Origin of the sequence: Isoptericola sp. NPDC056605 (assembly GCF_042792795.1) — a bacterium.
Lineage (GTDB): Bacteria > Actinomycetota > Actinomycetes > Actinomycetales > Cellulomonadaceae > Isoptericola.
This window is the reverse complement of the sequence record NZ_JBHTVT010000021.1, coordinates 44,807-71,165: the sequence shown is the minus strand read 5'-3', so window position 1 is coordinate 71,165 and position 26,359 is coordinate 44,807. Positions and strand designations below refer to the sequence as shown.

At 70.8% G+C, this 26,359-nt stretch carries 18 protein-coding genes; 4 read left to right on the top strand and 14 right to left on the bottom strand.

The window, feature by feature from the left end:
* Nucleotides 1–13: 13 nt before the first annotated feature.
* Both wecB and ACFQ8Y_RS18490 read left to right on the top strand, forming a co-directional pair.
* Complete coding sequence (gene wecB / locus ACFQ8Y_RS18495; protein WP_430586371.1) at nt 14–1,156, top strand: non-hydrolyzing UDP-N-acetylglucosamine 2-epimerase; 1,143 nt, start codon at nt 14–16, stop codon at nt 1,154–1,156.
* Nucleotides 1,153–3,132 carry a DUF6270 domain-containing protein gene (locus ACFQ8Y_RS18490; protein ID WP_430586370.1) on the top strand — a complete coding sequence of 660 codons (1,980 nt, stop codon included), beginning with the start codon at nt 1,153–1,155 and terminating at the stop codon, nt 3,130–3,132. Before wecB ends, ACFQ8Y_RS18490 begins: the two co-directional genes overlap by 4 nt.
* 252 nt (nt 3,133–3,384) lie before the next feature.
* Here the strand turns inward: ACFQ8Y_RS18490 and ACFQ8Y_RS18485 are convergent, their stop codons facing one another.
* From ACFQ8Y_RS18485 to ACFQ8Y_RS18445, 9 genes are all read right to left on the bottom strand, one after another.
* Entirely contained in the window at nt 3,385–4,515 is a 1,131-nt protein-coding gene (locus ACFQ8Y_RS18485; RefSeq protein WP_430586369.1) for a polysaccharide pyruvyl transferase family protein, read from the bottom strand.
* Complete coding sequence (locus ACFQ8Y_RS18480; protein ID WP_430586368.1) at nt 4,512–5,705, bottom strand: polysaccharide pyruvyl transferase family protein; 1,194 nt, start codon at nt 5,703–5,705, stop codon at nt 4,512–4,514. Before ACFQ8Y_RS18480 ends, ACFQ8Y_RS18485 begins: the two co-directional genes overlap by 4 nt.
* On the bottom strand, nt 5,678–6,928 hold the full coding sequence (locus ACFQ8Y_RS18475) for a glycosyltransferase (protein WP_430586367.1): 1,251 nt from the start codon (nt 6,926–6,928) through the stop codon (nt 5,678–5,680). Before ACFQ8Y_RS18475 ends, ACFQ8Y_RS18480 begins: the two co-directional genes overlap by 28 nt.
* A 19-nt stretch (nt 6,929–6,947) precedes the next feature.
* Nucleotides 6,948–8,732, bottom strand: a complete 1,785-nt coding sequence (locus tag ACFQ8Y_RS18470; protein WP_430586366.1) for a glycosyltransferase family 2 protein — start codon at nt 8,730–8,732, stop codon at nt 6,948–6,950.
* A 36-nt stretch (nt 8,733–8,768) separates the two neighbouring features.
* Nucleotides 8,769–12,098, bottom strand: coding sequence for a glycosyltransferase (locus ACFQ8Y_RS18465; protein WP_430586365.1), 3,330 nt, complete (start codon nt 12,096–12,098; stop codon nt 8,769–8,771).
* A 35-nt stretch (nt 12,099–12,133) separates the two neighbouring features.
* A complete protein-coding gene (gene wecC / locus ACFQ8Y_RS18460; protein ID WP_430586384.1) occupies nt 12,134–13,396 on the bottom strand; it encodes a UDP-N-acetyl-D-mannosamine dehydrogenase in 1,263 nt (420 codons plus the stop codon).
* A gap of 13 nt (nt 13,397–13,409) precedes the next feature.
* Nucleotides 13,410–15,227 (bottom strand): glycosyltransferase, encoded by a 1,818-nt coding sequence (locus tag ACFQ8Y_RS18455; RefSeq protein ID WP_430586364.1) that lies wholly within the window; start codon nt 15,225–15,227, stop codon nt 13,410–13,412.
* Between the two features lie 340 nt (nt 15,228–15,567).
* A complete protein-coding gene (locus tag ACFQ8Y_RS18450) occupies nt 15,568–17,031 on the bottom strand; it encodes an NCS2 family permease (RefSeq protein WP_430548650.1) in 1,464 nt (487 codons plus the stop codon).
* 97 nt (nt 17,032–17,128) lie between these two features.
* Nucleotides 17,129–18,637, bottom strand: a complete 1,509-nt coding sequence (locus ACFQ8Y_RS18445; protein ID WP_430586363.1) for a sugar transferase — start codon at nt 18,635–18,637, stop codon at nt 17,129–17,131.
* A gap of 246 nt (nt 18,638–18,883) precedes the next feature.
* Here ACFQ8Y_RS18445 and ACFQ8Y_RS18440 point away from each other — a divergent pair, with 246 nt between their 5' ends.
* A complete protein-coding gene (locus ACFQ8Y_RS18440; protein WP_430548648.1) occupies nt 18,884–19,141 on the top strand; it encodes a DUF2530 domain-containing protein in 258 nt (85 codons plus the stop codon).
* A gap of 12 nt (nt 19,142–19,153) precedes the next feature.
* Here ACFQ8Y_RS18440 and ACFQ8Y_RS18435 read toward each other — a convergent pair whose 3' ends face one another.
* The 5 genes from ACFQ8Y_RS18435 to ACFQ8Y_RS18415 all read right to left on the bottom strand — a co-directional run bounded on the left by ACFQ8Y_RS18435 (nt 19,154) and on the right by ACFQ8Y_RS18415 (nt 25,268).
* The gene (locus tag ACFQ8Y_RS18435; protein WP_430586362.1) at nt 19,154–19,762 is read right to left on the bottom strand and encodes a TIGR00730 family Rossman fold protein; all 609 of its coding nucleotides are present in this window, start codon (nt 19,760–19,762) and stop codon (nt 19,154–19,156) included.
* 33 nt (nt 19,763–19,795) lie between these two features.
* The gene (locus tag ACFQ8Y_RS18430; protein ID WP_430586361.1) at nt 19,796–23,029 is read right to left on the bottom strand and encodes a sacsin N-terminal ATP-binding-like domain-containing protein; all 3,234 of its coding nucleotides are present in this window, start codon (nt 23,027–23,029) and stop codon (nt 19,796–19,798) included.
* The gene (locus tag ACFQ8Y_RS18425; RefSeq protein WP_430548645.1) at nt 23,026–23,931 is read right to left on the bottom strand and encodes a DUF3027 domain-containing protein; all 906 of its coding nucleotides are present in this window, start codon (nt 23,929–23,931) and stop codon (nt 23,026–23,028) included. Before ACFQ8Y_RS18425 ends, ACFQ8Y_RS18430 begins: the two co-directional genes overlap by 4 nt.
* 73 nt (nt 23,932–24,004) lie before the next feature.
* Nucleotides 24,005–24,388, bottom strand: a complete 384-nt coding sequence (locus ACFQ8Y_RS18420; RefSeq protein ID WP_430548644.1) for a cold-shock protein — start codon at nt 24,386–24,388, stop codon at nt 24,005–24,007.
* A gap of 166 nt (nt 24,389–24,554) precedes the next feature.
* Nucleotides 24,555–25,268: a TetR/AcrR family transcriptional regulator gene (locus ACFQ8Y_RS18415; RefSeq protein ID WP_430586360.1), complete on the bottom strand. Its 714-nt coding sequence runs from the start codon at nt 25,266–25,268 to the stop codon at nt 24,555–24,557.
* A gap of 122 nt (nt 25,269–25,390) precedes the next feature.
* On the opposite strand from ACFQ8Y_RS18415, the gene ACFQ8Y_RS18410 reads away from it, so the two are divergent.
* Nucleotides 25,391–26,314 (top strand): NAD-dependent epimerase/dehydratase family protein, encoded by a 924-nt coding sequence (locus ACFQ8Y_RS18410; RefSeq protein ID WP_430586359.1) that lies wholly within the window; start codon nt 25,391–25,393, stop codon nt 26,312–26,314.
* Nucleotides 26,315–26,359: the final 45 nt, after the last annotated feature.

The following is a 26,359-nucleotide window of genomic DNA, read 5'->3' as shown; positions in this document are numbered from 1 at the left end:
GCGGCCGCGCGTCATGACGGTGTACGGCACCCGCCCGGAGGCCATCAAGGTCGCGCCCGTGATCCGGGCCCTGGAAGCCAGCGACGCGCTGGACTCCGTGACCGTGGTGACCGGGCAGCACCGCGAGATGCTCGACCAGGTCAACGAGATCTTTGGCATCACCCCAGACCACGACCTCGACATCTTCGAGCACGGAGCGACCTTGTCACTGATCGTCGCGCGCGTGCTTGAGCGCCTCGACCCGGTGCTCGAAGCAGAGAAGCCAGCGGCGCTGGTCGTCCAGGGCGACACCTCGACATCCACCGCGGCCGCGGTGGCGGCCTTCCATCGCGGCATACCTGTGGTCCACCTTGAGGCGGGACTGCGGTCGGGAGACATCTCCACCCCGTTCCCGGAGGAGGCCAACCGCCGGCTCACCTCGCAGCTCGCCGCGCTGCACCTCGCGCCCACGGCGACCAGCAAGGCAAACCTCCTGCGCGAGACCATCTCGCCGGACCAGGTCGTGATCACGGGCAACACCGTGATCGACGCCCTTCTTACGGCCGTCGAGAGGAAGCCTTCGTTCACCGACCCTGAGCTCGAGAGCCTGGCAGACGCAGGCGGACGCGTCGTACTCGTCACGACGCACAGGCGGGAGAACTGGGGCGACACGATGAAGGGGATCGGGCGCGCGATCGGACGCCTCGCGGACCGCTTTCCCGACATCGCCGTCGTGCTCCCGATCCACCGCAATCCGCTCGTGCGTGCGGCACTGCTCCCGTATATCGAGGGACGCAGCAACGTCACCGTGACCGAACCCTTGGGGTACGGCGAGTTCACACGCCTCCTCGCACTCGCGTCCGTGGTGCTCACAGACTCGGGAGGAGTCCAGGAGGAGGCGCCCAGTCTCGGCAAGCCGGTGCTCGTGATGCGCGAGAACACCGAGCGCCCCGAGGCAGTGGAAGCCGGCACGGTCCGGCTCATCGGTACGGACGAGAACCGCATCGTCGAGGAAGTCGCGACGCTACTGACCGACTCCACCGCGCACCGCGCCATGGCCCACGCGACCAACCCGTACGGCGACGGCCACGGAGCGATGCGCTCCGTGGCCGCCATCACTCACCTGCTCGATCTCGGCCCGCGTCCGGCGGACTGGGGAACCGAAGGACAATCATGAGCAAGACCCGTGTGTTCATCTGGGGCTCCTGCGTCTCCCGTGACACGTTCGAACGCCTCGATACGTCGCAGTTCGAGCTTGTGGACTACGTCGCGCGGCAGTCGGCGATCAGCGCAGGTTCCACGCCTGTGACGTCGGTCAGCCCACCTGTGCTCGAATCGCCGTTCCAGCAGAGGATGGTCACCGGCGACTTCTCATCGGAGCTCCTCACCCGGCTTCGAACGGCGGCAGGACACACCGATCTGATTCTGTTCGACCTGACCGACGAGCGGCTCGGTGTCTATGTCCTGCCCGACGGCAGCGTGATCACCAGATCGATCGAGCTGATCCAGTCCGGTGCAGAAGATCACCTCCCGTCCGGGGCCCGGCACGTCCCCTTCGGCAGCCGCGAACACTTCCGCTTCTGGACATCAGCCATCGAAACCGTGGCCCGCCACAGTCAAGACGTCCTGGTCACAATCCCCATCGTCATCCTCGATGTCGCATGGGCGAGCATGTCGGAGAACGGCACCGAAGCCCCGCTCAGCTTCGGGATGGATGCAAAGACGGCCAACCCTCTGTTCCGCATGTACGCGGCGTCTGCTGCGACCGCGCTGCAGGCCTACACGCTCTCGATCTCGCCTTCCGAGGCCGTGTCCGGAGCTGACCATCCCTGGGGCGCCGCGCCGTTCCACTACGCGGAGCCTGTCTACAGCAAGCTGGTTTCTGCGCTCACCGACTTCGCGGACAGTCTTGCGGCGAGCCGGACTCACTCACCGTCCGTTGACGCGCTGCCGACCCAGGAAACTGCCGAGCAGCCCGCGGCTCCACAGGAACCCACCCGGGCCAGGACCGCGGACGCGCCGCAGGCTCCGAGTGCAGACCTTGCAGACCTCGAGCCACTCACCCTGATCCGCAACCCCAGCCTTGAGGTCCCTGACAGCCGGCTCATCTCGAAGCAGAACACCCGTGTGGCACCGCGGAGCCATTGGGAGTTCTGGGACGACCCCGACAACGTCGGTTATAAGCCGGTGGCAAGGCGCGAGTACGTGCAGCTGCATGAGTTCGCCATCGAGCTGTCAGAGCGGTGGCGCCCGGAAGGCCACCGCTTTTTCGTCCACGAGGATGGACACCTCATGCTCGATCGCGTCCTTCCGGCGGGCCGAAAGGACGACCATCGACTGCTATTGACCGACCGAGACACGCATGTCACCTTCGACCGCGACGCCGAGCAGTTCTGGCTCGCCGGGTCTCGCCATCGCGAGCCGATCCATATCGCCGGTCGAGTGGGCGTCGCCCTCTCGGTCGAGCCCAGCAACTGGGGCTCGTTCATCACCCGGATCGTCCCCAAGGCGATCATGCTCCGACGCCTCGGCTGCGACAAGTTGCTCGCTTACTGCCGCCACGAGCGTCAGCGTGAAATGCTGCGACTGGTCGGCTGGGCCGACGACGACATCATCGACTACCGACCCGGCGCACGCTACAGAATCGAAAGCTCGGTGGTTCCGGCCGAGCCCACCGACGGACTGTATCTCTCGCCTTACGCCGCTGACCTGCTCGGAACAATGGGAGGGAAGCCTGCAAACAGGAACATCTACATCTCCCGCCGAACCGGGATCGCCGCACGCAGCAAGCGTGTCTGCCTAAATGCTGACGAAGTCGAGGACGCGATGGCGAGCCTCGGACTCGAGCCCGTGGTGCCAGACGAGCTCACCGTATCGCAGCAGATCGAGACGTTCGCGGCAGCGAACCTCGTCGTCGGACCGTCGGGTGCAGGGATGTTCAACACTGTCTTCTGCAACCCTGGCACTGTCATCGTTGACATCGAGAGCCAACCGAATTGGCTCCACGCGCACAACAACCTGTTTGCGTCAACTGGAATGCGCCACGGCTTCTTCTTCGGCAAGCCGGACCCTGGCGCGTCCGGCCCCCACAAGCCATACACGATCAACGTCCCGCGACTCACCGCGCGGGTGGCAGGGCTTCTCGCAGGCTAGCGTCAGCGATCACCCTCCAGCTCGAAGCCCGTCTTCACGCGCTGCACTGCCCTCAACGAGCCGTCGCATTGCACCCCGGACGGTGCCGGACCGGAACGTCGCCCCCTTTCGTTCGGGACGGCGGTGGCCCACCCCTGCCTCATCTCACCCCGACAAGGGCTGGCTACCCGCCTTCGCGCACCCGCGGCGCCGCTGCCCCGAGGCTGCTCAACGTGCGATCAGCCGATTCCTGCAGCACCTATCGCCCAGATCTCAGAGAAGGTCCGCCCGCAGCCCGTTGCCGCTGAGGAATGCGACATAGTCCTCGCCGAGCTGCTGGCGCCGCGCATCAAACGCGGCGGGATCGAACTGGAAGAGTCGGCGAATATCTTGGAGTGCTATACCGTTGCGCACCTCGGAAGCTCGGACGTGCGGCACACCCATGGTCTGGCACAGCTCGGCGGTCCGAGAGTCGTGCGCGATGCACAGTCCGGGCACACCGGCTTGCAGGGCAAGCATCACACCGTGGATTCGCGGCCCGATCACAAAATCGAACGAGCGCAGGTAGTTCATCCAAGCGGGAACGTCGAAGAGGGCGATGGAGTACGCGCGGTACCACGAGCGGAGACGATCCAGGTCATTGCCGTCGTCGAAGAGGGAGAGACTCATGTCATCCGTCACGTCGGCCGGCAGCGCCTCCCACTCCTCACGGTAGGCCCGGAGCATCTCGAGCGGGCTCTGCAGCACATACGCCCCATGCGTCTCTTCGACGATGCGCGCTAGCGACCGCTCTAGTCTGTGAAGGTGGCGCCACCGATAGTGCCCTGAGGCAACCGCGACACGCCTGATGGGCCGCTCCGCCGCCTCGGCAATCGTCTTGCCGATCTGCGCAGGACCAAGAAACAGTGTGGGGCAGCCGAGGACGACGGCCTTGTCGTCGACGCCGTACTTCTCGAGCACTCGACGAGTGAACTCACCGCGCACAGAGATGTTCGGCGCGCCGTTCGGGGACCGTTCGGCAAGCTCCCGCAGCCACCGGGCCGAGCCTTCGGGCAGGTCCGGGAGGTCGTTCATGCTGACATTCGCCTGGGCGCCGAGTCCGATAGCAATCATCGGCTTCTCGATCTTGGCGAAGTGTGCCGCCTCCCCCGCGAGGTCCAGATGCGTCCCCAGGTGGTTGGCACATGGGACGACGGCGACCGGCTCCGGGCGAGCGTTGATGATCTCGGCCCGTTCCAGCCGGCGATACCGCGGCAGTCCACCGCCCAGCTGCTGGTCGATCGCCTGGACGAACGCCAGGTTCCCGGTGTTGTTGCCCACGGCGGCGTTGAGCTGGGCTGCATCCATGAACGGCGCGTCAGGAACCGTGCGAGCGATGCCGAGCAGGAGTGCCTGTGCGGTCATGCGGTCGTTCGCTCCTCGGCACCGGCGGACGCAGCAGCGATCGCCCTCAGCTGTGCGGACGGCTCAAGGCCGTTCGCCGTCAGGAAGTCGATCATCGCTTGTGCCTTGCTCTGCCGGTTCGCGTCGAACTCACGTCCCGCTGCGTCGTCCCAGGGCAGCAGGCCGACGATCTCGTCCGACGTCATCCCCACGATGTCCTCGACGGCCGTGGACGGGATCCCTGTCGTGGTCGCCAGTTCCTTCGTGCGGTTATCGATGTGCAGCACGCGGCCAGGGATACCGATCTGCACCCCGAACGCCACGCCGTGGTAGCGCGCGCCCACCACAGCGTCGTAGTGGCGAAGTGCGTGCATCCAGGTCTGGGACTCGTGGAAAGAGTACGAGTTGCGGCGGAACCACTCCGCGCACTCTGCGGCGCTTGAGAATCCGAGGAGCTCACCGATCACCGTCGTCTTCTCCACGTCCAGCCTGGCTCCATCGAGCGCCAGCCCGACGATCGAGTCCGGATGCTGCACGACGTAGGCCCCGTCGTACTCCTCGCACAGGGCGATCATCTGCTTCTCGACCGCACGGTTTCCCAGGTGGAACGGGTTGCCGGCGGCGACAGCCACCCGGCCGATCTCTCGAGAACCCGACCGCTTCGCGATGCTCGCACCGAGCTTCACGTCGGGCGAGATGAAGAGCGAGGGGCAACCGAGCGGCACGCTCTCCGACCCGAGCCCGGCCAGCACCTCTTGGGTGAACGTGCCTCGGACCCCGGTGTTGGACGCCTCCGCCGGTCGGAACTTCTCCACGATCTGGAGGAACCGCCTCGTGCCCTCGGGGATCTCCATCCCGGCCTCGTAGTTGGGCGTCTGCGCACCCAGGCCAAGGAGCACCACCGGGAGGCCGAACCGCTCCAGAGCGTCTGCCCAACCTCCCAGATCAGCGTGCGCGCCGATCTGGTTCGCGCACGAGATGACGATCACGTCAGCGACGTCGCGGACCGCTTCGACGCTCCAACCCCAGCCGACGCGCGTCAGCTTGGGCCCGATGATCTTGTGGGCGCCGTGGACGAACGCCAGATTGCCGGTGTTCCCCCCGACCGCGGCCATGTATCGATCGACCGGCGCCTCGTAGCCCTCACGAAGTATGAGCTCGTGAGGGTTCTGCAGATTGTCGATCAGGCCGACACGCGGATAGTAGTCCACTGGCTGCTCCATTCGGCGAAGATCTCGAGATGTTCCCGAGCGCACTCGTCGTGCGTGATCGGCTTGATGATCTGGCTCTGCAGGGCGTTCCACTCGAGGTCGTACCCCGACAGCTGCCGCAGCGTCTCGGCCCAGGCTAGAGGATTGCCGACAGGTACGTGAACCCCCGTGACACCGTCTTCGACCTTCTCGGCCATGCCTCCGATGTTGGACACGACCAGCGGACGCCCGAAGTTCAACGCCTCCTGGATCACCATCGGTGAGTTCTCCCACCACACCGACGGCACGATCACCCAGTCGACGCCGGTCATCCGAGTTCGCAGCTCATGCGGCTGGTACGGTCCTGCCCAACGAAGGACGCCCTCCTTCATCAAGGGACGGCGAAGCTTCTCGATCTCCTCCTGGTACTCACCGGACTGGAGTTCCAGATTGGCACCGTGCACCTCGAGCGCGATGCCGGAGCGTTCCTTCTTCGTCATGCTTACAAGAGCGGAGAGCACGACGTCGAGGCCCTTGTACTTGTTGATCTGGCCGAAGTATGCGAAGCGATTACGTGTGCCCTTGTCCAACGGCCGTGGATCAATCGCCGGCTCGTCGGCCTGCCCGTTCTCGATAACAACGATCTTTTCGGCCGGCACGCCCCACTCGATGTAACGCCTTCTCAAAAACTCCGAGGGTGACACAAATCCGTCGACGAGATCGAAGTGGCTCTTCAAGAAGTGCTTGCGGAGCCAGAAGTCCTCGGCCGACCTGTGAGGGAAGCACATCCGGCACTCGTCGAGAGACTCTCGGGAGCACAAACGGCCGTTCGTCTTGATCATCTGACCATTGTTGGCACAAATTGCGATGTATTCGTGCAAGGTCAGATAAATCCGGATCGACGGGTCGATCTGCTTCACGACACGGACGAAGTCGAGGCCGAGATGCACGTAGTGGTGGGCGTGGATGATGGTCGGCCGAAGCGCGCGAATCAGGTCGGCAAACCATGTCAGAACTGAGTCCCTGTGCGCCGCCTTCATCGTCCAGTCGGCGACGCCCTGTTCCCAGATGTACTCGTGATCACGGCGCTTGCCGATCATCCCCGTCGCGCCGCGTCCGCGATCCACGCGGCCGAGGAACCAGGCGTCCTCGACGTCATCGCTCCGTCGGAACGCCTTGAACAGGTTGTACGCGGCGATCTCTCCCCCGCCCAGGCTGAAGTCGGGGTGGGCATGCGAGACCACCAGGATTCGTTCGCGACCACTAGCGGGCATCGGCCAGCTCCTCAAGCATCGTTCCCCAGCGGGACTGGTGGCGGTGGGCGTTGTAGATGACGACCTTGAGCCGGAAGCTCGAGTCGCCCAGGAGTGCGAACGACTGACGCTCGAGATGCGTCAGCTGGACCGCAGGACTGTAGATGATCCGCTTGCCGTTCGATCGCAGCTTGAGGCAGAAGTCCGAGTCCTCGAAGTCCCCGATCAGATATCCGGTGTCCCAGCCCTCGATAGCGTCGAAGTCCTCCCGACGCACCAGGAGGCACGCCCCCGTCACAGCAGGCACGTCGACGTCCTGGCCCGCCGCGGGGTCGAGCTCCGGGTCCAGGCCCATGTGCGGGTGGTGGTTGACCCAGACCCCGAGGTCGGCTCGCTGCCGGAACGTCATCCCTGCGTGCTGGATCGATCCGTCGCCGAAGACCAGGCGTGGCGCGACGGCGCCGATGTCCGGATGCTCCTCGAGCGAGCCGACGAGGCTCTCGAGCCAACCCGGCTTCTGGGGGATCGCGTCACTGTTGAGGAAGAGCAGGAGATCTCCTCGCGAGTGCTCGGCACCGAGGTTATTGGCACCCGAGTAGCCCCGGTTGACGCCTCCCCACACCAGCCGGAAGGGCACACCGTAGAGGTTGTGGAGGCCAGCCGCATCGGTGATGCACTTGTCGAGGATCTGCGGGTCGTCGACGACGTAGACGAGCTCCGCGTGATCCAGCAACCACTCGTCCCGCGCGAACTCGATGAGTTGGTGCTCCACGAAGTCGGTCCGCCCGTACAGCGGGACGACGATCGAGACCCGCGGCCGCTCGTGCAGGTTCCCGTACTCCCTTACCAGGATCGACTGGCGGGTCCATTCATCGCGTCGGCTCTCGATCATCCCGCCGAGGGCCGGCAGCGCGATCTGACCGACGTAGCCGGCGAAACGGTTGGGCGAGGGCGCGCTCAGCCCAAAGATCGTCTCCGCCGCCCTCACGGGATCGTGCGGGAGCTCCGCCACCGTCCCCTCGCTGAGGTCGACGACACCGTCCTCCGTCTGCGCGCGAAGCCTCACCACGTCGCCCTTGACGACGCCCGGGACCCGGAGCGCGAAGCCGGGCTGACGGTCCCCTCCCGGGTAGGAGCCCGCGAAGGCCTCCACGACGTCCTGGCGCTCACGGGGGGTCGCGGCCGAGAGAGCGGTCACCTCGCCGGACGACGTCTCCACCCAGGTGACCATGGAGTGCTGACCTGTGAGGCACCATCCGCTCACGATGCCGTCTCTCGCCTGCGGGTTGGCGACCGCGAACTCGACATTTCCTACGGCTTCGCCCGTCCGCGGGCGTCGCCCCGTCGTCCCGACGACGACACGGCGCCAGTCGTCACCGAAAATCGGCAAGGATCGGCTCACACGAAGCACCTCGGAGTCAGGGAGCGGGAGCTTGCCACCCTCGAACTCATCGAACTGAGTGAGGGTGATCGGCATGCGTGTCGCCATCGGTTCGCGCCAGGCGATGTCGATCCGATCACCCTTCGGCGCCCTCCCCACGATCGCGAATCCGAGGTCGTCGCCCGACTTCAGATCCAGGCTGGCGGCGACGTCGTTGCGCGGACGCAGATACGTGTCGACGTCGAGCACCACGCCACCGCTCCGCACCTCGACCTCGATCGGCTCGGACCGCCAACCGGCGACAACGAAGAAGTCATCCAGTTCTAGTGCGGCCTCCACCCTGAGCCAGACAGGCGGTTGTCCACCGGCACGCGGGATCTGGATGCGTGCTTTCTGGACGTCGTTCGAAATCATTGACCTGCCCAACTCTCTTTCGCAGTCGGTCATTCGTCAGCGAACGGACGATGCCGCGCTGACCAGCTCTTTGGCTCGTTTCTGGAACGAGTGGTTCTCGCGCACGGCGGCCGCGATCTTGTCCATCTCGGCCTCGCTGGGAAACTCGCTACCCGCGTCGTCACCGCAGAGCCGCGTGAGGTCGTCCGGCGAGTCGTACGTGCGCACCGCCCCCATGAAGGTCTCGTCGAGCCCGTCCACCGGGTCCGACACGACGCGGCAGCCCGCGGCGACCGCGTCGAAGACGCGGTTCTGGATGAACCCCTCGGCGGACATCGTTCCCCAGTGGTCCGCAAGTACCTTGCTCGCGCCGCGGTAGTAGGCGGCGAGCTCCTCGTTGTCGACGTAGTGCCCACGGTGGACTCCCGCCGGGAGGGAGTCGCCCCATCCCGGCCCGATCACGGCAAGGTCGACGCCCGCACCGAGCGCTGCCTCGACGACGGGCCGCTCGCGTCCTGGATGAACGCCCCCCACAAAGAGCGGAACGCCCAGCTGCACGGGCTCCACCGACGTGTTGAACCGTCGGATGTCGGTCGCTTGCAGCAGGGGCACCACATCGCGCCCCGAGGCAGCCGACATCTTCGCCGCCCAGGGGACGGAGGCCGCGAAGACCAGGTCGAACTCGCGGATCTCGTCGATCGTCACCTTGTCAGGGTGACTGATCACCCACAGGATGTTGAGCTTGCCCGGCATGGGGCGGACACGGTCGATGCCGCGGACGACCAGCACGACGTCGTCGAAGGAGGAAGCCGGCGTCGAGTGCGCCCCGTGCCGGTGGACGACCGCCGTCTGGCCCTGGTCCTCGAGCGCGACGCGCAACGACTCGGCGAAATGGGTGTCGCCCCACTGGTCACCGCGTTCTCCGGGGATGCTCGCGATCTTGATCCCCCACCGCGTCCGACGGTCCTCGGGGTTGCGCACGATCACCGGCTTCGGCCCCGGGACGGCGCGGCCGTCGGTCCCGACGTGGGCGACCGCGAACCCGCACCGCTCGTAGACGGTGTCCTGCGGACCCGGAAGCATCCCGCTCCAGCGTTCCAGGAAGATCCGCCTATTCTCGTCCACGTTGTTGCCACGACCGGGCGTCTTGCTCTCCAGGTGGGTGACCAGCGCGGTCGGGACGACCGTGAAATGACCACCGAACGCCTCCCTCGCCCGCAGGCAGAGGTCCACGTCCTCCATCCCGTTCACGAAGATCGGGTCGAACCCCCGCAGCGATCGCACGTCGTCGGTACGCATCACCAACGCGGCCGCGGTGACGGCATCCAGCTCGACGCCGTCGAGCGACGCAGCGTCGGCCGGAGGGTGGCCCGTCAGGAGGTGGCTCGGGAACGAGTTGCGCGTGGAGAACACGGAACCGGCGGTCTGGATGGTCTCGTCGTCGTAGACCAGCACGGGCTGCGCGCCGATGACGTCGGGCCGATCCATCACGCCGAGGAGACGGACGAGAGTCCCGCTGCGCACCACGGTGTCGTTGTTGAGGAAAAGGACGTGCTCACCGGTCGCGGCCACCACGCCGACGTTGCAGCCGATCGCGAAGTTGAGGTTGCGCGGCAGACGGTGGTAGCGCACGCGGTCAGCAGCACCGACGCCGGCCAGGATCTGCTGGCCGATCTCGATCCGCGATCCGTTGTCGACGACGACGACCTCGACGTCCACGCCCCACGCATCGGCGTCGCGCAGCACGCTCGTCACCGCCCGCGCGGTCATGACGTGGTCGTTGTAGGTGGGGACGACGACCGACAGACGTCCCGCGACGGTGGATGCGGTCGACTCCCAGTCGACCCAGTGACGGCCCAGGACGGCCCACTGCCAGTGCTCGGACTCCTTCACTGTGATGCGGTCGACGGCCTCGGTCGAGTGGTCGTACTCGCACCCGATGAAGGGCAGGAGTTCGGGTGAGGTCCGTGTCGCCACCTTGATGGCGAAATCATGGTCCACCCACCGCCGCAGGGTCTCGTCGAAACGCACGTCTGCGATGACGTCGGACCGCACCACGAAGACATTGAGGTCGATGTGGTTGAGCAGACGGAGCTGGTCGAGCCCGCCCGCGAAGGCGCGGTACCGGACGCCACCCTTGTCGTCGCCGATGGCCACGGCGGCGTAGGCGGCACCGATGGCACGCGTCGTCATGGCATGCAGCGACGTCTCGAGGAAGTGCTCACGCCATTCGTTGTCGCTGTCGAGAAAGGCGATGTACTCACCGGCCGAAGCGTCGAGTCCGGTGTTCCGGGCGGCGGACACCCCCGCTCCGTCGTTCTGGAGAAGCGTGATGCGCGCGTCTCGCTCCGCCATCGCACGCACCCGTGAGGCGGTGTCGTCCGTGGAGCCGTCATCGACGACGACGAGGTGCCAGTTGCCGTGCGTCTGCCGCTGCACCGACGCGATCGCCGCCTCGATGCAGCCCGCTCGGTCCTTGACCGGCATGATTACCGAGACCGAGGGCAAGGGCCCGGGTGCCGTGGCCCGGACGCTGCCCAGCCACTGGATCTCGGCGTCGTGGTCCCAGGTCGACTGCTCTCGAGGTTCCGTGGAGGGCGCGCCAGCGTAGTACCGCACTCCGTGCTGGACGAGCGCCCGGCGCACCGTGGCTACACGTGCCCCGGAGATCACGGAGTCGTCAGCCAGCGCGAGCTCCGTGCTCTCCGTGACGCCTTCGAAGAACGCTCCGAGCACACCTCCGGGGTGGATCCCGGCGGCCTCGGGGCTCACGTCGCTGTACCGCGCGTCGAAGAGCTCGCTGAGTGGCCGCTCGAAAGCCTTCGGCGAACGCAGGAAGGCCAGCAGGGGCTTGGCGTCGCCACGGGCGAGCGCACTGGTGACCGCGGAGGGCAGGAAGGTCCTGTCGAGAAACGGTGAGGGCATGACGCCCTTGGCAGCGTTGAGGTTGAGGTAGTGGGACGCGGCGTCGATCGGGCTGTCGAACGTGGCCCCCACCAGCGCCGCGTAGTGCTCGGCGTCGAAGGCGCCCGATCGTGCCAGGCGTGCGGCCTGGGCGTGATCCTTCCAGGACGACGTCGCGGAAGTCGACCGTGTCACCGTGGCCGCCGCCTGGCTGCCGCCGCGCCCATGCCCTCCGACGCCGGCCTCCTTCAGGTGGTGGTTCCAGACGGAAGCCCGCTTGTGGTTCTCGATGATGAGCTGCTCGGTCCGCACCTGGGCGCGGTGAATCTGCCGAGCGGCCCGCATCACCACGGCGCACACGGTCGCGGTCAGGGCCAACGAGCCCACCGCCAGCGCCACGGACGTGACCGACAGGTCGGCGAACGCGACGACGATCATCGCGAGCGCACCGAGCGCACCTGAGCCGATCACGGGCGTCCGCATGTCAATCTTCACAAGGTTCCTTGCTCTCAGACCGGTCATGGAGTGGTGAATCCGGCGTCAACGAGACCGCGCGTGTCGACCAGCGCGCGAGCGCTGCTCAACACCTCACGCTTCGACTTGAATGCCGAATGGTCGACCAGGAGTGCGACCACCTCGGCGGCCGCGACCGCGGCTTCGAGCCCCACGAGTCGGACATGAGGGAACGCGGCAAGGGCAGCGGGAAGCGTCCGCACGTGCGGGTCTACGACGAGAACGTCGATGTCGTGGCGAGTTGTCGCGAGAAGCTTCACGATCTCCACTGCCGGCGACTCTCGGACATCATCGATGTCCGCCTTGAAGGACAACCCCAGCGCAGCGACCGTCGGGCGCTCGATCCCACGCACGGCGTCGAGCACCCGATCGGCGACTGCGCGCGGCTTGCTGTCGTTCACCTCGCGCGCGGTGCGGATGAGGCGTGCCTGCTCGGGCGCGGCGTCCACGAGGAACCACGGGTCGACGGCGATACAGTGCCCGCCGACGCCTGGGCCTGGCTGCAGGACATCGACGCGCGGGTGGTGGTTGGCGAGGCGGATGAGCTCCCACACGTCGACTCCGACCCGGTCCGCAATGAGCGAGAGTTCGTTCGCGAAGGCGATGTTGACGTCGCGGAACGAGTTCTCGACCAGCTTGACCATCTCGGCGGTGGTCGCGTCGGTGCACACGATCTCGCCCTGGCAGAAGGTCGCGTACAGGTTCTTCGCCATCTGCGCGGCGTCGGACGTGAGTCCGCCGACGATGCGGTCGTTGGTGACCAGCTCGATCATCACGCGGCCGGGCAGCACACGCTCCGGGCAGTGCGCCACGTGGATCCGCGGCCGTCCGTCCGCGGCGTCCTGGATGAGGTCCGGGCGAGCCTCGAGTACCCACTCCGCCATCTTGCGGGTCGCACCAGGAGGTGACGTCGACTCGAGGATGAGGAGCTCGCCCCCTTGGAGGACGGGCGCGATGGCCTGGGCGGCGGCCCTGATGTACGACAGGTCGGGCTCGTGGTCACCGTGGAACGGCGTCGGCACGGCGACGATGAACGCGTCCGCAGGCTCCGGCGTCTCGGTGGCACGCAGCTTGCCCTGACGCACCGCGCCCGCCACGTAGGTCGCCAGGTCCGGCTCGACGAACGGCACGTCACCTCTGTTCACGGCCTCGACCGTGGAAGGGTTGACGTCCACGCCGATCACCTTGACGTCCTTGGACGCCAAGATCGCCGCGGTCGGCAGGCCGATGTATCCCAGCCCGACGACGCAGACCGTGTTGATTCCCATCCTGCGACCTTCGTCAGACGAGAACGTGCCGGTCGGCACGCCCGTAGCAGATGACGTCGCCGGCTGCGAGCAGCGCGGCGTCGGTGACGGTCCAGGTGTGCCGGCCCTCGCCGGAACGCACCTGGACGAAGTTGAATCGGTCCGCGGAGTAGATCCGAGCGCCCGCATCCACTGCCCTGTTCAGGAAGGCTGTGTCTTCACCTCGCGACGTGTCGCCGAATCGCACGCCCGTGGCAACAGAACGACGCGCGACGATCGTAGGTCCCATGACGAAGTCTGTGAACCGGTGCTCCCGCTCCGCGAAGCGCAGCACGGTCGCGTCGTGGCCCTCGAGGTACATGTAGTGCGCCTGCTTGCCGACCACCTCGGCGCCGCTGTAGTCCAGCGCGTACAGCTGGTCGGAGAGGTACTGCGGGCCGTACAGGTCGTCGTCGTCCAGCTTGGCGACGACGTCGCCGTCCGCGACGTCGACGAGCCGGTTGAGGCACGTCCCCAGGGGGACGTCGCTCCCCGCCTGCAGCAGCACGATGTCCTCGACGCCGACCTCTTTTGCGCGCCCGCGCAGATCCGCCTCGTCCACCTCGAAGCCGTGCGTCAGCAGCGCGAGCTGCACCGGCACACCGGTCTGCGCACCGACGGTGCGCAGCACGTCGTCGAACCGGTGCGGACGGTTCGTGGACACCAGCGCGGTGACGCTCTGCCGCGGCACGTCCGCCGACGGCGCCAGGCCGGCGTCGTGCAGCACGCGCTGCACGCGCGACCCGTAGGTGTGCTCCCGCCAGATGCGCCGCTGCCCGAGGTGGACGGCGCGGTCGCGCAGCTCTGGCGAGCGCACCAGCGCGCGCACCGTGTCGGCGGCCTCGGCGCGCGACGTGACGGCGAAGACCTCGTCGGCCGGGAAGAACTCCCCCGTCGCGGCGCTGGGCGCGGTCACGACGGGGGTGCCGCAGGCGGTGATCTCGAAGATCCGTCGTGCGCACATGCTCGGCGAGTCGACCACCGAGTTCACGTTGAGGAACGCCTTGTAGTCGCGGTACGCCGTGAGCATCTGCGCGTAGTCGAGGGATCCCACGACGCGCGAAGCGAACGGCTCCGGGAACTCGTACCGGTCCCCCTGCCCGCGGAACCGCGAGAAGATCTCCAGCCCGGTGGCCATGCGCGGCGAGACGTCGAGGGCGCCGCCCAGCAGCATCTCGGCCTGCTCCCGACGCTCCGGGTACTTGTGCGCGAACCACGTGCCGGCGAACGCGACGTCCCGCCCCGGGCCGTCGCCGTGGGTGCGCACGGGGTTGTGGATCGCGGGCTGCGCTCCGAACTCGAGCACGCCCACGCGGTCGTGGCCCAGCCGCTCGCGGTAGGCGTCGAGGCGCCCGACGTCGGTCGTGTACACGCGGTCGAACAGGGCCGCCGTGTCGACGAAGTCCTCGAAGTGGACCGGGTCCTCCTTGTTCCAGAAGACCGTCGGGACACCCCGCTCGCGGGCCGCGTCGAGCATCTCCACCAGCGCGGGACGCGGGGCCGACGCGCCGGTGAGGTGGTACTGCCACGCCCCGCCGTTGCCGCGCCACGCGGACTCCACGAAGACGAGGTCCAGCCCGTCCAGCTGCTCGCGCCACGACGACGGCTTGAGGAGCACCTGCTCCCACTCGTAGCCGAACGCGAGTCGCGAGAAGTCGTCCAGGATCACGCCGACCCGAAGGTCGCGGCCGGGGGCGCGGCGCGGCATGTCCCAGGGGTCGAAGGTGAGGCCCTCGCTCGTCATCCGGCCGGCGCCCGACCGCTGCTCCCCCGTCGCACGGCGCCGCCGCAGGAACGCCCTCAGCTGGGTCACACCGCCGTGACGCAGGTGCCACAGAGCCTTGCGGGCAGTGGTCGACGACCACCGGCGTTCGGCTCCTACGGGCATGCTTTCCAGTCCTTGGTCGGGGCGGGTGCGCTTCGTCGGACAAGGCTTCCCGGGTGCCGTCGAGACCCTGCCCGACGGCCGGGGCAATCGTAGCGGCGGCCTCCCCCTGCACCACACCGTATGACCACGGATCGGTCACGCTCAGCCGCGGAGATCCGCCACAACCGGGCAGAAGCCGCGGAACATTTCACCCTGGCACGACGACGGCCCCGGCCGGTCGCGAGGACCGTCCGGGGCCGTCGGGGCGCGACGTCGTCGCGCGAGGTCAGAGACCCAGTGCCGCCTGGATGGGCTCGAGCGTGAAGTAGACGAGGAACATGGCCGCGGCCACCCACATGAGCGCGTGGATCTGGCGCACCTTGCCGAGCGCGAGCTTGATGATCACGAAGGCGATGAAGCCGGCGCCGATGCCGTCGGCGATGGAGTACGTGAACGGCATGATGATGATCGTGAGGAACGCCGGGATGGCGATCTCCACGTTGCGCCACGAGATGCCCGCGACCTGCGCCATCATCAGGTAGCCCACGAAGACGAGGGCGGGCGCGGCGGCCTCGTAGGGCACCAGCGCGACGACGGGCGACAGGAACGTCGCGAGCAGGAACAGGACGCCGGTGACGACGGCGGCGAAGCCGGTACGCGCGCCGGCACCGACGCCCGTCGTCGACTCCACGTACGCGGTGTTGGACGACGTGCTGCCGACGCCGCCCAGGACCGCGGCGAGCGAGTCGGCCACGAGGATGGCGCGCGTGCGAGGCGGGTTGCCGTCCTTGTCGAGGAGCTTCCCCTCGGAGCCGACGGCGACCATCGTGCCCATCGTGTCGAAGAAGTCCGCGATGAGCAGCGAGAAGACGATGAGGACCACGGACACCGCCGCGATGTTCTGGAACGAGCCGAGCAGGGAGAACTGGCCGATCAGGCCGAGGTCCGGCGTCGTGACCACGCCCGAGAAGGTGGGCGCGTTGAGGTTGAAGCCGTCAGGGTTCTCCGCGCTCTTGGCGCCGATGTGCAGCGTGTTCTCGAGCACGACCGCGAGCGCCGTCGCCGTGATGATCGCGACGAGCATGGCGCCGCGCACCTTGCGCACGAACAGGACGATGGTGAGGACGAGGCCGACGACGAACACGAGCATCGGCCACGTGCCGAGGTTGCCGAGCGCGACGACGGTGCCCTCGCCGGGCACGACGAAGCCGGCGTTGACGAGGCCGACCAGCGCGATGAACATGCCGATGCCGACGCTGATCGCCGTCTTGAGCTCCACGGGCACCGCGTTGAACACGGCCTCACGGAAGCCGGTGAGCACGAGGATCAGGATGATGACGCCCTCGATCACCACGAGCCCCATGGCGTCGGCCCAGGTGACGTTCGGCAGGCCGGCGATGGAGTACGCGACGACGGCGTTGAGGCCGAGGCCGGCGGCCAGGCCGAGGGGGTAGTTCGCGAAGACGCCCATGAGGAGCGTCGCGACGCCGGCGATCAGCGCGGTCGCGGCGGCGACCATGCCGAGCGTCTCCGGCGTGGCCTCGGTGCCGCCGCCGAGCACCTGGCCCGTGCCGTCGGGCACGGTGCCGATGATCAGCGGGTTGAGCACGATGATGTAGCTCATCGCGAAGAAGGTCACCAGACCGCCGCGGATCTCCGCGCCGATGGTGGAGCCTCGTTCGGTGATCTTGAAGAAGCGGTCGATCGCGCTCAGCTCGCCCTGCGGCGGCGCGGTGGTCTGGTTCGCCATGAGCAGAATCGTGCCAGATCCTGTGAAGGGTTCTTGCACGGAAACCGCGTGGTGACGCGGATTTCACATCGGCGACGCCGGGAGAGGCGACGACCTGTCAGTACGCCCCGCGCCCTGTGACCACGGCTTTCGCGGTGCGGGCGAGGATGAGGAGGTCGCCGAACACGGTCCAGTTCTCCGCGTAGAAGACGTCGAGACGCACGCCTTCCTCCCACGACAGGTCGGACCGGCCGCCCACCTGCCACAGCCCGGTGAGGCCGGGCTTGACGCGCAGCCGCCGCCGCACGCGCGCCTCGTACCTCGACACCTCGGCGGGCAGCGGCGGCCGCGGCCCGACGAGCGACATCTGGCCGGCGAGCACGTTGAACAGCTGCGGCAGCTCGTCGAGGGACAGCCGGCGCAGCACGCGCCCGACCGGGGTGATGCGCGGGTCGTCGTGCAGCTTGAACAGGACGCCGTCGCCGTCGCTGGGCCCGGTCAGCACGGTGTGCTCGCGGTCCGCGCCCTGGCGCATGCTGCGGAACTTCAGCATCTCGAACGTGTGGCCGTCGCGCCCGACCCGGTCCTGGCGGAACAGCACGGGCCCGCGGCTGGTGACCCGCACGGCGAGGGCGACGACCGCCATCACGGGCAGCAGGAGCAGCGTGATGAGCGCGGCGCCCGTCCAGTCCACGACCGACTTGAGCACGTACCGCGGCCCCGTGAAACGCGGGGCGTCGACGTGCAGCAGGGACACCGACTGCTCGGGGGTGACGGTGATGCGCGGCCCCGCGACGTCGGCCAGCTCGGCGGTGAGCATGAGGTCCACGCCGGCGGGCTCGAGCTCCCACCCGAGCTTGCGCACGACGTCCGCGGTGATCGCGTCGGACCCGCTGACCGCGACGCAGTCCGCACCCACCTGGGCCGCCATCGTGCCGGCGGTGCGCAGGTCCCCGAGCACGGGGACCCCGAGGATCTCCTCGCCCGGCCGCACGTCGTCGGACGTCGGCACGCACACCCCGACCACGCGGTACCCGGAGGTGCGGTCGTTGAGCTCGTGCACGAGCCGCTCCACCTGGTCGCGCAGCCCCACCGCGAGGACGAGCGTGACGCACGCGCCCTGCCGGCGCTGCCGGTGCAGCCAGCCGCGGCACAGCCACCGACCGAGCAGCAGCGCGACGATGCCGGTGGGCACCGCGACGAGCAGGAACGTCGAGATCCCGGGCCGCGCGACGAGCAGGGCGAGCAGAGCGAGCGGGGCCACGAGCCGCCACGACGCGTCGAACACCCGCTGGTACTCGGCCGGCCCGGACGCGAACACCCGCACGTCGTAGGCGCGGGCGACCCACAGGCTGCCGAGCCATGTCGTCACCAGGACGACGACGGACAGCAGCTGGTCCCCCAGCACCCAGGGCGTGACGTGGTCGTGCACGGCGAGGCCCCGCACGACGGCGGCGGCCACCGCCGCTGCCACCACCACGACGACGTCCGTGCGCACCAGGCGGCGGCGGTAGGAGGTCTGCCACGACTCCGCGCGGAACGAGTCCCGCACCTCCTTGAGGCGCGCGGCCCGCAGCGCGGCGGTGCGCGACCGGAGGGGCTGGCCGATGTCCGAGACGGTGATCACGGCGGCCTCCTCTCCCGGGTCGGGCACCGTGCCCGTGCACGGTGGCGTCACCAAGGTAGGAGCGTCACGGGGCTTGCGGAGAGCCTTCCGGGGCCCTTTCACCCCGGCTTTCACCCGACCAGGTTTTCACCCGCTGACCTGCGGTTTCACCCGCATTTCAACCACACCCCCGCGTCATGGGCGACGTGCCTCGGACGACTGCCGCCGCGGGCCACGGTCCCGGGACCCGCGGCATAGGATGAGCGGGTGCCCTCGCTCGTCCGCCTGCTCACCCATCCCGAGGAGCGCCGCCCCGGTCCGCCGCCGCTGCGCGTCGACCTGCGGCGCGTGCTGCTCGGCGGCATCGGCCTGTGGGCGGTCGCGCTCGTCGCGACGCTCGTCGTGTACCTGATGGGCCGCGGGACCCAGGAGGCGGTCGTCACCTGCGTGGCGGGCGTCCTCCTCGGCGGTGCCGGCATGCTGTGGGAGCGCAAGCACCGCGACGAGTACCGCGGCGAGGACTGAGCCTCCCGGGCCTCAGCGCCCCCACTTGGCAGCGGGCGCGCGCCAGGCCTCCAGCGCGTCGAGGAGAGCCGCCGGCGTGTCGGCGACGACCAGCGCGTCGCGGTAGGCCGACGCGAGGAACCCCTCGGCGACCATGTGGTCGACCATCGCGAGCAGGGGCTGCCAGAACCCGCCGACGTCGTACAGCGCCACGGGCTTGGCGTGGATGCCGAGCTGCTGCCAGGTCCACACCTCGAACAGCTCCTCCAGGGTGCCCGCGCCGCCCGGCAGCGCGACGAACCCGTCGCCGAGCTCACCCATCCGCAGCTTGCGCTCGTGCATGTCGGCGACGACCTCCAGCCGCGTGAGGCCGGGGTGCGCGATCTCGCCGTCGACCAGCGCCTGCGGCATGACGCCGAGCACCTCGCCGCCGCCGGCGAGAGCGGCGTCCGCGACCTCGCCCATCAGCCCGACGCGGCCGCCGCCGTAGACGACGCCGACGCCGCGGCCGGCCAGCTCCGCTGCCAGGTCGCGCACGGCCGCGGCGTACCGCGGGTCGTGGCCCGGCGACGAGCCGGTGAAGAGGGTGAGGCGGCGCAGCGCGCCCGCGGTCGACGGCGTCAGGTTCTGCGGTTCGAGCACCCGGACATCGTACGGACGCCCGGCGGCGACCCGTCAGCCCCAGGCCGTCGTGACCCAGAGCTCGGCGGCGCGCTCCGGCGCGGCGAGCACCGTCGCCAGCAGCGCGCACCGGTCCGGCCTGCCCAGCACGTCGGCGAGCGCGGCGGCGAGCCCGGCCCGGTCGGTGGCGTGCGCGCGCCCGTCGGCGTCCACCCACCACGGCACGGGGCTGCCGGCCACGGACAGCCGGCCGTGCTCGAACCACACCTCGGGCAGCCGCGGGTCGAGGGCGGCCACGCGCTCGTCGAGCGCCCGCTCGCGGCCCGGCCCGTCAGGGGCGGGCAGCCCGTCCTCCCCCACCACCGGCAGGTCGAGCAGGTCGGCCACCGCCGCGACCTCCGCCTCGGGCACGGGCAGCACCGCGCCCAGCACGGCCCAGCGCGCCGTGCCGGCCACCTCGACGTCGTCGGCCCGGCGCACGACGACGTCGCTCGCGTCGAGCGCGGGCAGCCGGTCCGGCAGCGGGTCGAGCGCGGCGGCCCGGGCGGCGGGCGCGAGCCGCACCGCGAGCCCCGCGAGGCCCCGCCACACGCCGAGCGCGACGGGCAGCGGCACGGAGGTGCCGACGTCGGGCAGCCGGTCGAGCGCCGCGGGCCAGTCCATCGGGTCGAGCCGGTCGAGGCCGTCGACCACGCCGAGCGCCCGGCGCGCCTCCGCGTCCAGGGCGGCGACGGCGGGCGGCGCGGGCGGCAGCAGCGGCACCCCGTCGTGCGCGGCGAACGGCGCGCCCAGGCGGTCGCGCAGCCACCACGCCGTGTACGACGGCGCCCCGGCCACGGGGGTGACGAGCGCGCGGCGCGCGTCCGGGTCCGCGACGAGCGCGGCGAGCACCGGCCCCCACGGGTCGGCGTCCGCCTCGTCGGTGCCGTCGGTGTCGTCGGCGTCGTCGGTGTCGTCGGCGTCGTCGGTGCCGGTGTCGCCCACCGCGTCGAGGTCCGCGACCGCCTCCACGTCCCCGACGTCGACGCCGGGTCCGAGCCGGCCGGCGAGGAACTCCAGGTAGTCCTCCCACCCGGACAGCCAGCCCGCCGGGTCGTCCGGCCCGTGCTCGGCCTCGGGATCCGCGGGGTCGGGCGTGAGCACGTCGCTGACGCGGTACGTGTCGACGTCCGCCCGCACGCCCAGCGCCACGAGCAGCGGCGCGGGGTAGTACGCGACGGCCGCGCGCGTGACGGGTGCGAGCCCCGGCATCGCCCCGGCCGCCCACGACCCGGGCAGCACGGCCTCGCGCGCGGGGCGCCAGCCGTCCTCGGTCGGCACCGGCAGCTCGCCGAGCCAGAACGGGAAGTCCTGCCCGCCGCCCGCGTGCGCCAGGCGCGCCAGCGCGAGCACGTTCTGCACCACCTCGCGCGGGCCCTCGTCCACCGGCCCCACCAGGGTGGGCGCCGCGACCGCGCCGGTCTCCGGCACCTCGGGCGCGCCGTCGAGCAGCGCCTCCGACGCCGCCAGCGCGAGCGCGCGCACCCCCGCGTCGTCGAGCAGCGCGCGCGGGCTGGTGGACGACGCCCCCGCCCGCACCAGCAGCGGGTGCGCCGCGTCCGGGTGCACCACGCGCACGCCCAGCGTCCGGGCGACCGCGGCGAGCGCGGGATCGTCGTCGTCCTCCGGCAGCACGACCGTGCCCCGCACCCCGGACGCCGTGCGCCCGCCCGCGAGCGGCACGCGCGCGCCGGCCAGCGCCTCCAGCACCCCCGGGTCGACGGCGTACGGCTCGAGCGCGTCGCACAGCGCGTGCCAGCGCGACGGGGGCAGGCCGCCGGGCAGTTCGGCGACGACGTCGGCGAGCGTCGTGGGCGTCGCGCCCAGCCGGCGTGCCACGCCCTGCTGAACCGTCGTGAGCGCCACCAGCCCCGGCACGACGCCGGCCAGCACGCCGACGAGCCGCGGGTCGTCCCCCGCCGCGCCCACCAGCACCGTCGCGTCGGCGGGGGCGACCCTGGCCGCGACGGGCGCGTCGTCGCCCGCGGACGTGTCGGGCGGCGCGGGCAGCAGGGGCACCGAGCGCAGCGCGTCGAGGGCGGACTCGCGGACGGCGGCGTCGAGGTCCCCGGCGGGCATCCCGCCGGGCACGAGGTCGAGCACGTCCGCGCCCCGCTCGTGCGCCAGCCCGGCCAGCAGGTCGGCGTACGCGCGGCCGGCCTCGGCCGTGAGGCGGTCGGTCAGCGGCCCCGGCAGCACGCGCCGGCGGCCCGGGTCCACGGGGAACGACGCCACCAGCAGCGCCGGGAACGTCAGCGGCACGTCCGTCGGCGTGGGCGCGTGCAGCACGGCGCCGTGGTCGGCCGCCGCGCCGTCGCCCGGCGTGCCCGCGTGCCGGCGCACCGCCCACGCGAGGGTCCAGCGCGGGCGGCGCTGCTCGAGGGGAAGGTCCGCCGTCTCGTCGTCGGCCACCGCGCCCGACCGGCGCAGCACCGCCCACCGGTCGTCGACGTCGGCGAGCACCCGCGTCCGCCCGTCGTCGCCGTGCACGGTGACCGAGGCGAGGGCGGGCAGCGCGAGCAGCAGCGCGTCGTCGACGGCGTCGAGCTGCGCGCGCACGGACCCCGCCGCGTCGGCGTCGCGCAGCACCAGCTCGACGACGGTGGCGAAGCCGTCCCCCACGTCGTCGGCCCCGTCGGCCCCGTCGGCCGCCTCGCCCAGCGCGGGCGCCGGGAACGGCAGGCGCAGCACCGGCAGGTCGTCGCCGCGCCCGGCGACGGCGTCCCGCAGCGGCGAGCCCTCCGGGGCGACGTCGTCGAGCAGGTCGCGCGTCGCCGGGAGGGAGAACCGCACGCCGCCGGTGGTGGAGCGCACCGTGGCCTCGTCGGCGACCGCCCGCACCGCGGCGAAGCCGACGCCGAAGCGGCCCACCTCGGCGGAGGTCCCCGCGGGGGTCTCGGCGGACTCGGCCGCCGAGGAGCCCGTCTTCGCCGACGCGCGCAGGGACGCGAGGGACGCGACGCCCTCCGCGGTCAGCGGGGCGCCGGTGTTGGCGGCGACGAGGACCGCGACGCCGCGCGGGTCGTCGGTGAGCTCGGTGAGGCGCAGCAGCAGCCGCCCGCGGACACCGGCCCGCGCGGCCGCGTCGGCGGCGTTCTGCGCGAGCTCGGTCACCACGCGGTCGCGGTAGTAGCCGCGCGCATGGTCCTCCTCCGCGTTCGCGTCCTCCCGGAAGCGCGTGCCCGACCCGAGCCACGCCTCCGTGACCGCGTGCCGCAGCGCGGCGGTCCCGAAGACGTCGCCCGTCACTCGGCGACGGGGCGCTCGGGAGCGGCGTCCGCCTCCGCGACGTCGGTCGTGCCGTCACGGGCCGCGTCGGCGGTGTCGGCAGGCGCGTCGCTCTGCGGCGCGCGCCGCTCGACCGTCACGGCCTCCACCCGGAGCTCGTCGATGAGCGGCGCGTCGGCCGGCCAGTCGCTCGGCGGGTGCGGGGCGTCGGTCTCGGAGTGCGCGCCGCAGCCGTGGTCCAGCGACACGACCTTGCCGTCGTCGGGCGACCACGCGTTGGCGCAGACGCCGAAGAGCTGGCCGAGCGGACCCTGGAGCGGCACGAGGAAGCCGCACGTCGTGCACTCCGCGGGCGAGGCGACCGCGCCCGGCGCCGTCGGGCCGCGCGAGCCGCGGTACCAGCGCTCGGCGGCCTCGTCACGGCCCTGCGGGGACAGCACGCGCTCGCGCGCGAGGGCGAGCTCGTCGATCGCGACGGAGTCGAGCTCCTCGTCGCCCGTGGCCTTCCAGCCGGGCTCGAGGCGCGGGTCGTCGGCCTTGAACGGCAGCGTGTCGCCGGGACCGACGTCGCCCGGGCGCAGGCGCTCCGACCACGGCAGCCAGGCCGGCGCGAGCAGGGCGTCGTCGCCGGGCAGCAGCTCGACCTCGCACACCGTCGCGACCTTCCCGCGCGGCACGCGCGCCAGCGTCACGGTCCAGTGCCAGCCGCGGTAGCCCGGCATCGTCGCGGCGAACCGGTGGGACATGAGTCGCTCGCCCTCGGCGACCGCGCCCAGGTGCTCGCCGACGTCCGACGGCGACGACGCGCCCTCCTGCGCGGCCTCGCGTGCCAGGTCGACCGCGCCGAGCAGCACGGCGTCCTTGCGCGCGCGGGAGCTGACCCGCGTCGTGCGTGCGGGGGCGTCAGCGGCAGCGGTCACCATGTCCTCGTCCTCTTCGTGCTCGTCATGTCCTCGTCTCGGGCCCTCGTCTCGGGCGTGGTCGTCGGCCGGAGCGTCAGGAGTCGAGGTCGTCGGCGACGGCGCGCAGCAGCGTGGCCACGCGCTTGCCCCCCGCGGCGTCCGGGTACTTGCCCCGCTTCAGCTGGTCGCCCACGCGGTCGAGCACCTTGATGAGGTCCTCGACGATGCCGGCCATCTCGGACGGCGCCTTGCGCTTGGCCTTGGCCACCGACGGCGCCGGGTCCAGGAGCTTCACGGACAGCGCGGACGGGCCGCGACGGCCGTCGGCCACACCGAACTCGACCCGGGCACCGGGCTTGACGCCCTCGACGTCCGAGGGCAGCGCGGACGCGTGCAGGAAGATCTCCCCACCGTCCTCGCTGGCGATGAAGCCGAACCCGCGCTCCGCGTCGTACCACTTGACCTTGCCGGTGGGCACCTGAACCTCTTCGTGCTCGTCGTCGACTACGGCCCCGCGCCGGTGCGCGGAGCCGGATCCGGCCGGTGCACGGGCGCGCGCCCGGCACACGGCCAGAGGCTCAGGCTACCGGCCGGTGCGGCAGGGTGCCGCATCGGTCCGGGTCCGCGCCCCGGGCCCGGCGTCGTCAGCGGATGCCGAGGTCGGCGGCCAGGCGGAGGGCGACGGCGTCGAACCACGCCTCCGGGTCGGCGACGGAGCCGACGAGGTGCCCGAAGATCTCGAACGACACGGTGCCGAACAGGGTGGTCCAGGCCATGAGCGTGCGGGCGACCAGCTCCGTGGGCGCGTCCTGCACGATCCCCCGCTCGGCGACGAACCGCCGTGCCGGGTCGACGACGGCGGTGGCGTCGGGGGCACCGTCCGGCGCGGGCCGCGGGGTCGCGCCGGCCGCGTGGGCGCGCGCCACGACGGTCACCAGCACGCGGACGACGCGGGTGGCCGGGTCGACGGTGTCGCGCGGCGCGGCGTACCCGGGCACCGGCGTGCCGTACAGCAGGCCGAGCTCCGCGGGGTGCGTGACGGCCCACGCCCGCAGCGCGCGGCAGGCGGCGAGCCAGCGGGCGGCGACGTCGTCGCGGTCGGCCACCGCGGCGTCCGCGTCCTCGACGGCGGTGCCGAGCTCGTCGTAGCACTCGACGATCAGCGCGGTGAGCAGCGCGTCGCGGCTGGGGAAGTAGCGGTAGACGGCGGAGGAGACCATCCCGACGTCGCGCGCGACGGCGCGCAGCGACAGGGCGACCGGGCCGTCGGTCGCGAGGCGGGCGCGGGCTGCGGCGCGGATCTCGCGGGTGAGCGTCTCGCGGGCGAGGGCGCGGGCGGTGCGGGGAGCGTCGACCATGGGCCTCAGCCTGTCACGCGAGAGCAGTCGTCACCAACGAGAGCATCGCTCTTGTCAGGCGGTCGGCGGCGTGCCACGATCGACCAGACAGAGAGCACCGCTCTCGGATTGGAGCACCAGTCATGACCGACCGTCACCTGATCGTCGGCGCCGGGCCCGTGGGCCGGCACGTCGCCGCCCTGCTCGCCGAGCGCGGCTCCGACGTCACCGTCGTCACCCGCAGCGGGCGCGACACCGGGATCGCCGGGGTCGGGCACGCCGCGCTCGACGCCTCCGACGCCGACGCCCTGAGCCGCGCGGCCGACGGTGCCGACGTCCTGTACAACTGCGCCAACCCCGGCGACTACACGCAGTGGGAGCGCGCCTGGCCGCCGCTCGCGGCCGCGTTCCTCGCCGCCGCCGAGCGCACGGGCGCCGTCTACGCGATCACCGGGAACCTCTACCCGTACGGCCCGGTCGACGGGCCGATGACCGAGGACCTGCCCGACGCGGCCACCGACCACAAGGGCCGCCTGCGCGCCCGGCTGTGGTCCGACGCCCGGCACGCGTTCGAGGCGGGCCGGCTGCGCGGCGCCGTCGAGGTCCGCGCGTCCGACTACATGGGTCCCGGCGTCGGCGGCAACGGGCACGTCTCGCGCGTCCTGCCCGCCGCCCTGGAGGGCCGGGCCGTGACGATGATGGGCCGCACCGACCAGCCGCACACGTTCACCGACGTGGGCGACGTCGCACGCGCCCTGGTCGCCGCGGCCGAGGACCCGGGCTCCCACGGCCGCACCTGGCACGTGCCGAGCAGCGCGCCCCGCACCCAGGCGCAGGCACTGACCGACGTGCTCGCCACCGCCGGGCACCCGCCCGTCCGCGTCCGCTCGCTGCGGGGCCCTGCGCTCGCCGCCGTCTCCGCCTTCTCCCCGCTCCTGCGCGAGCTGCGCCAGCTCGGCTACCAGTGGGAGCGGCCGTACGTCCTCGACGACTCCGCCGCCCGCGACCGCTGGGGCCTCGAGCCCACCCCGTGGGACGAGGTCTGCCGCCGCACGGCCCGGGGCTGACGACCGTCGGGCTGTCGCCGAACAGGCAGTTGCGCACGTTCTGAG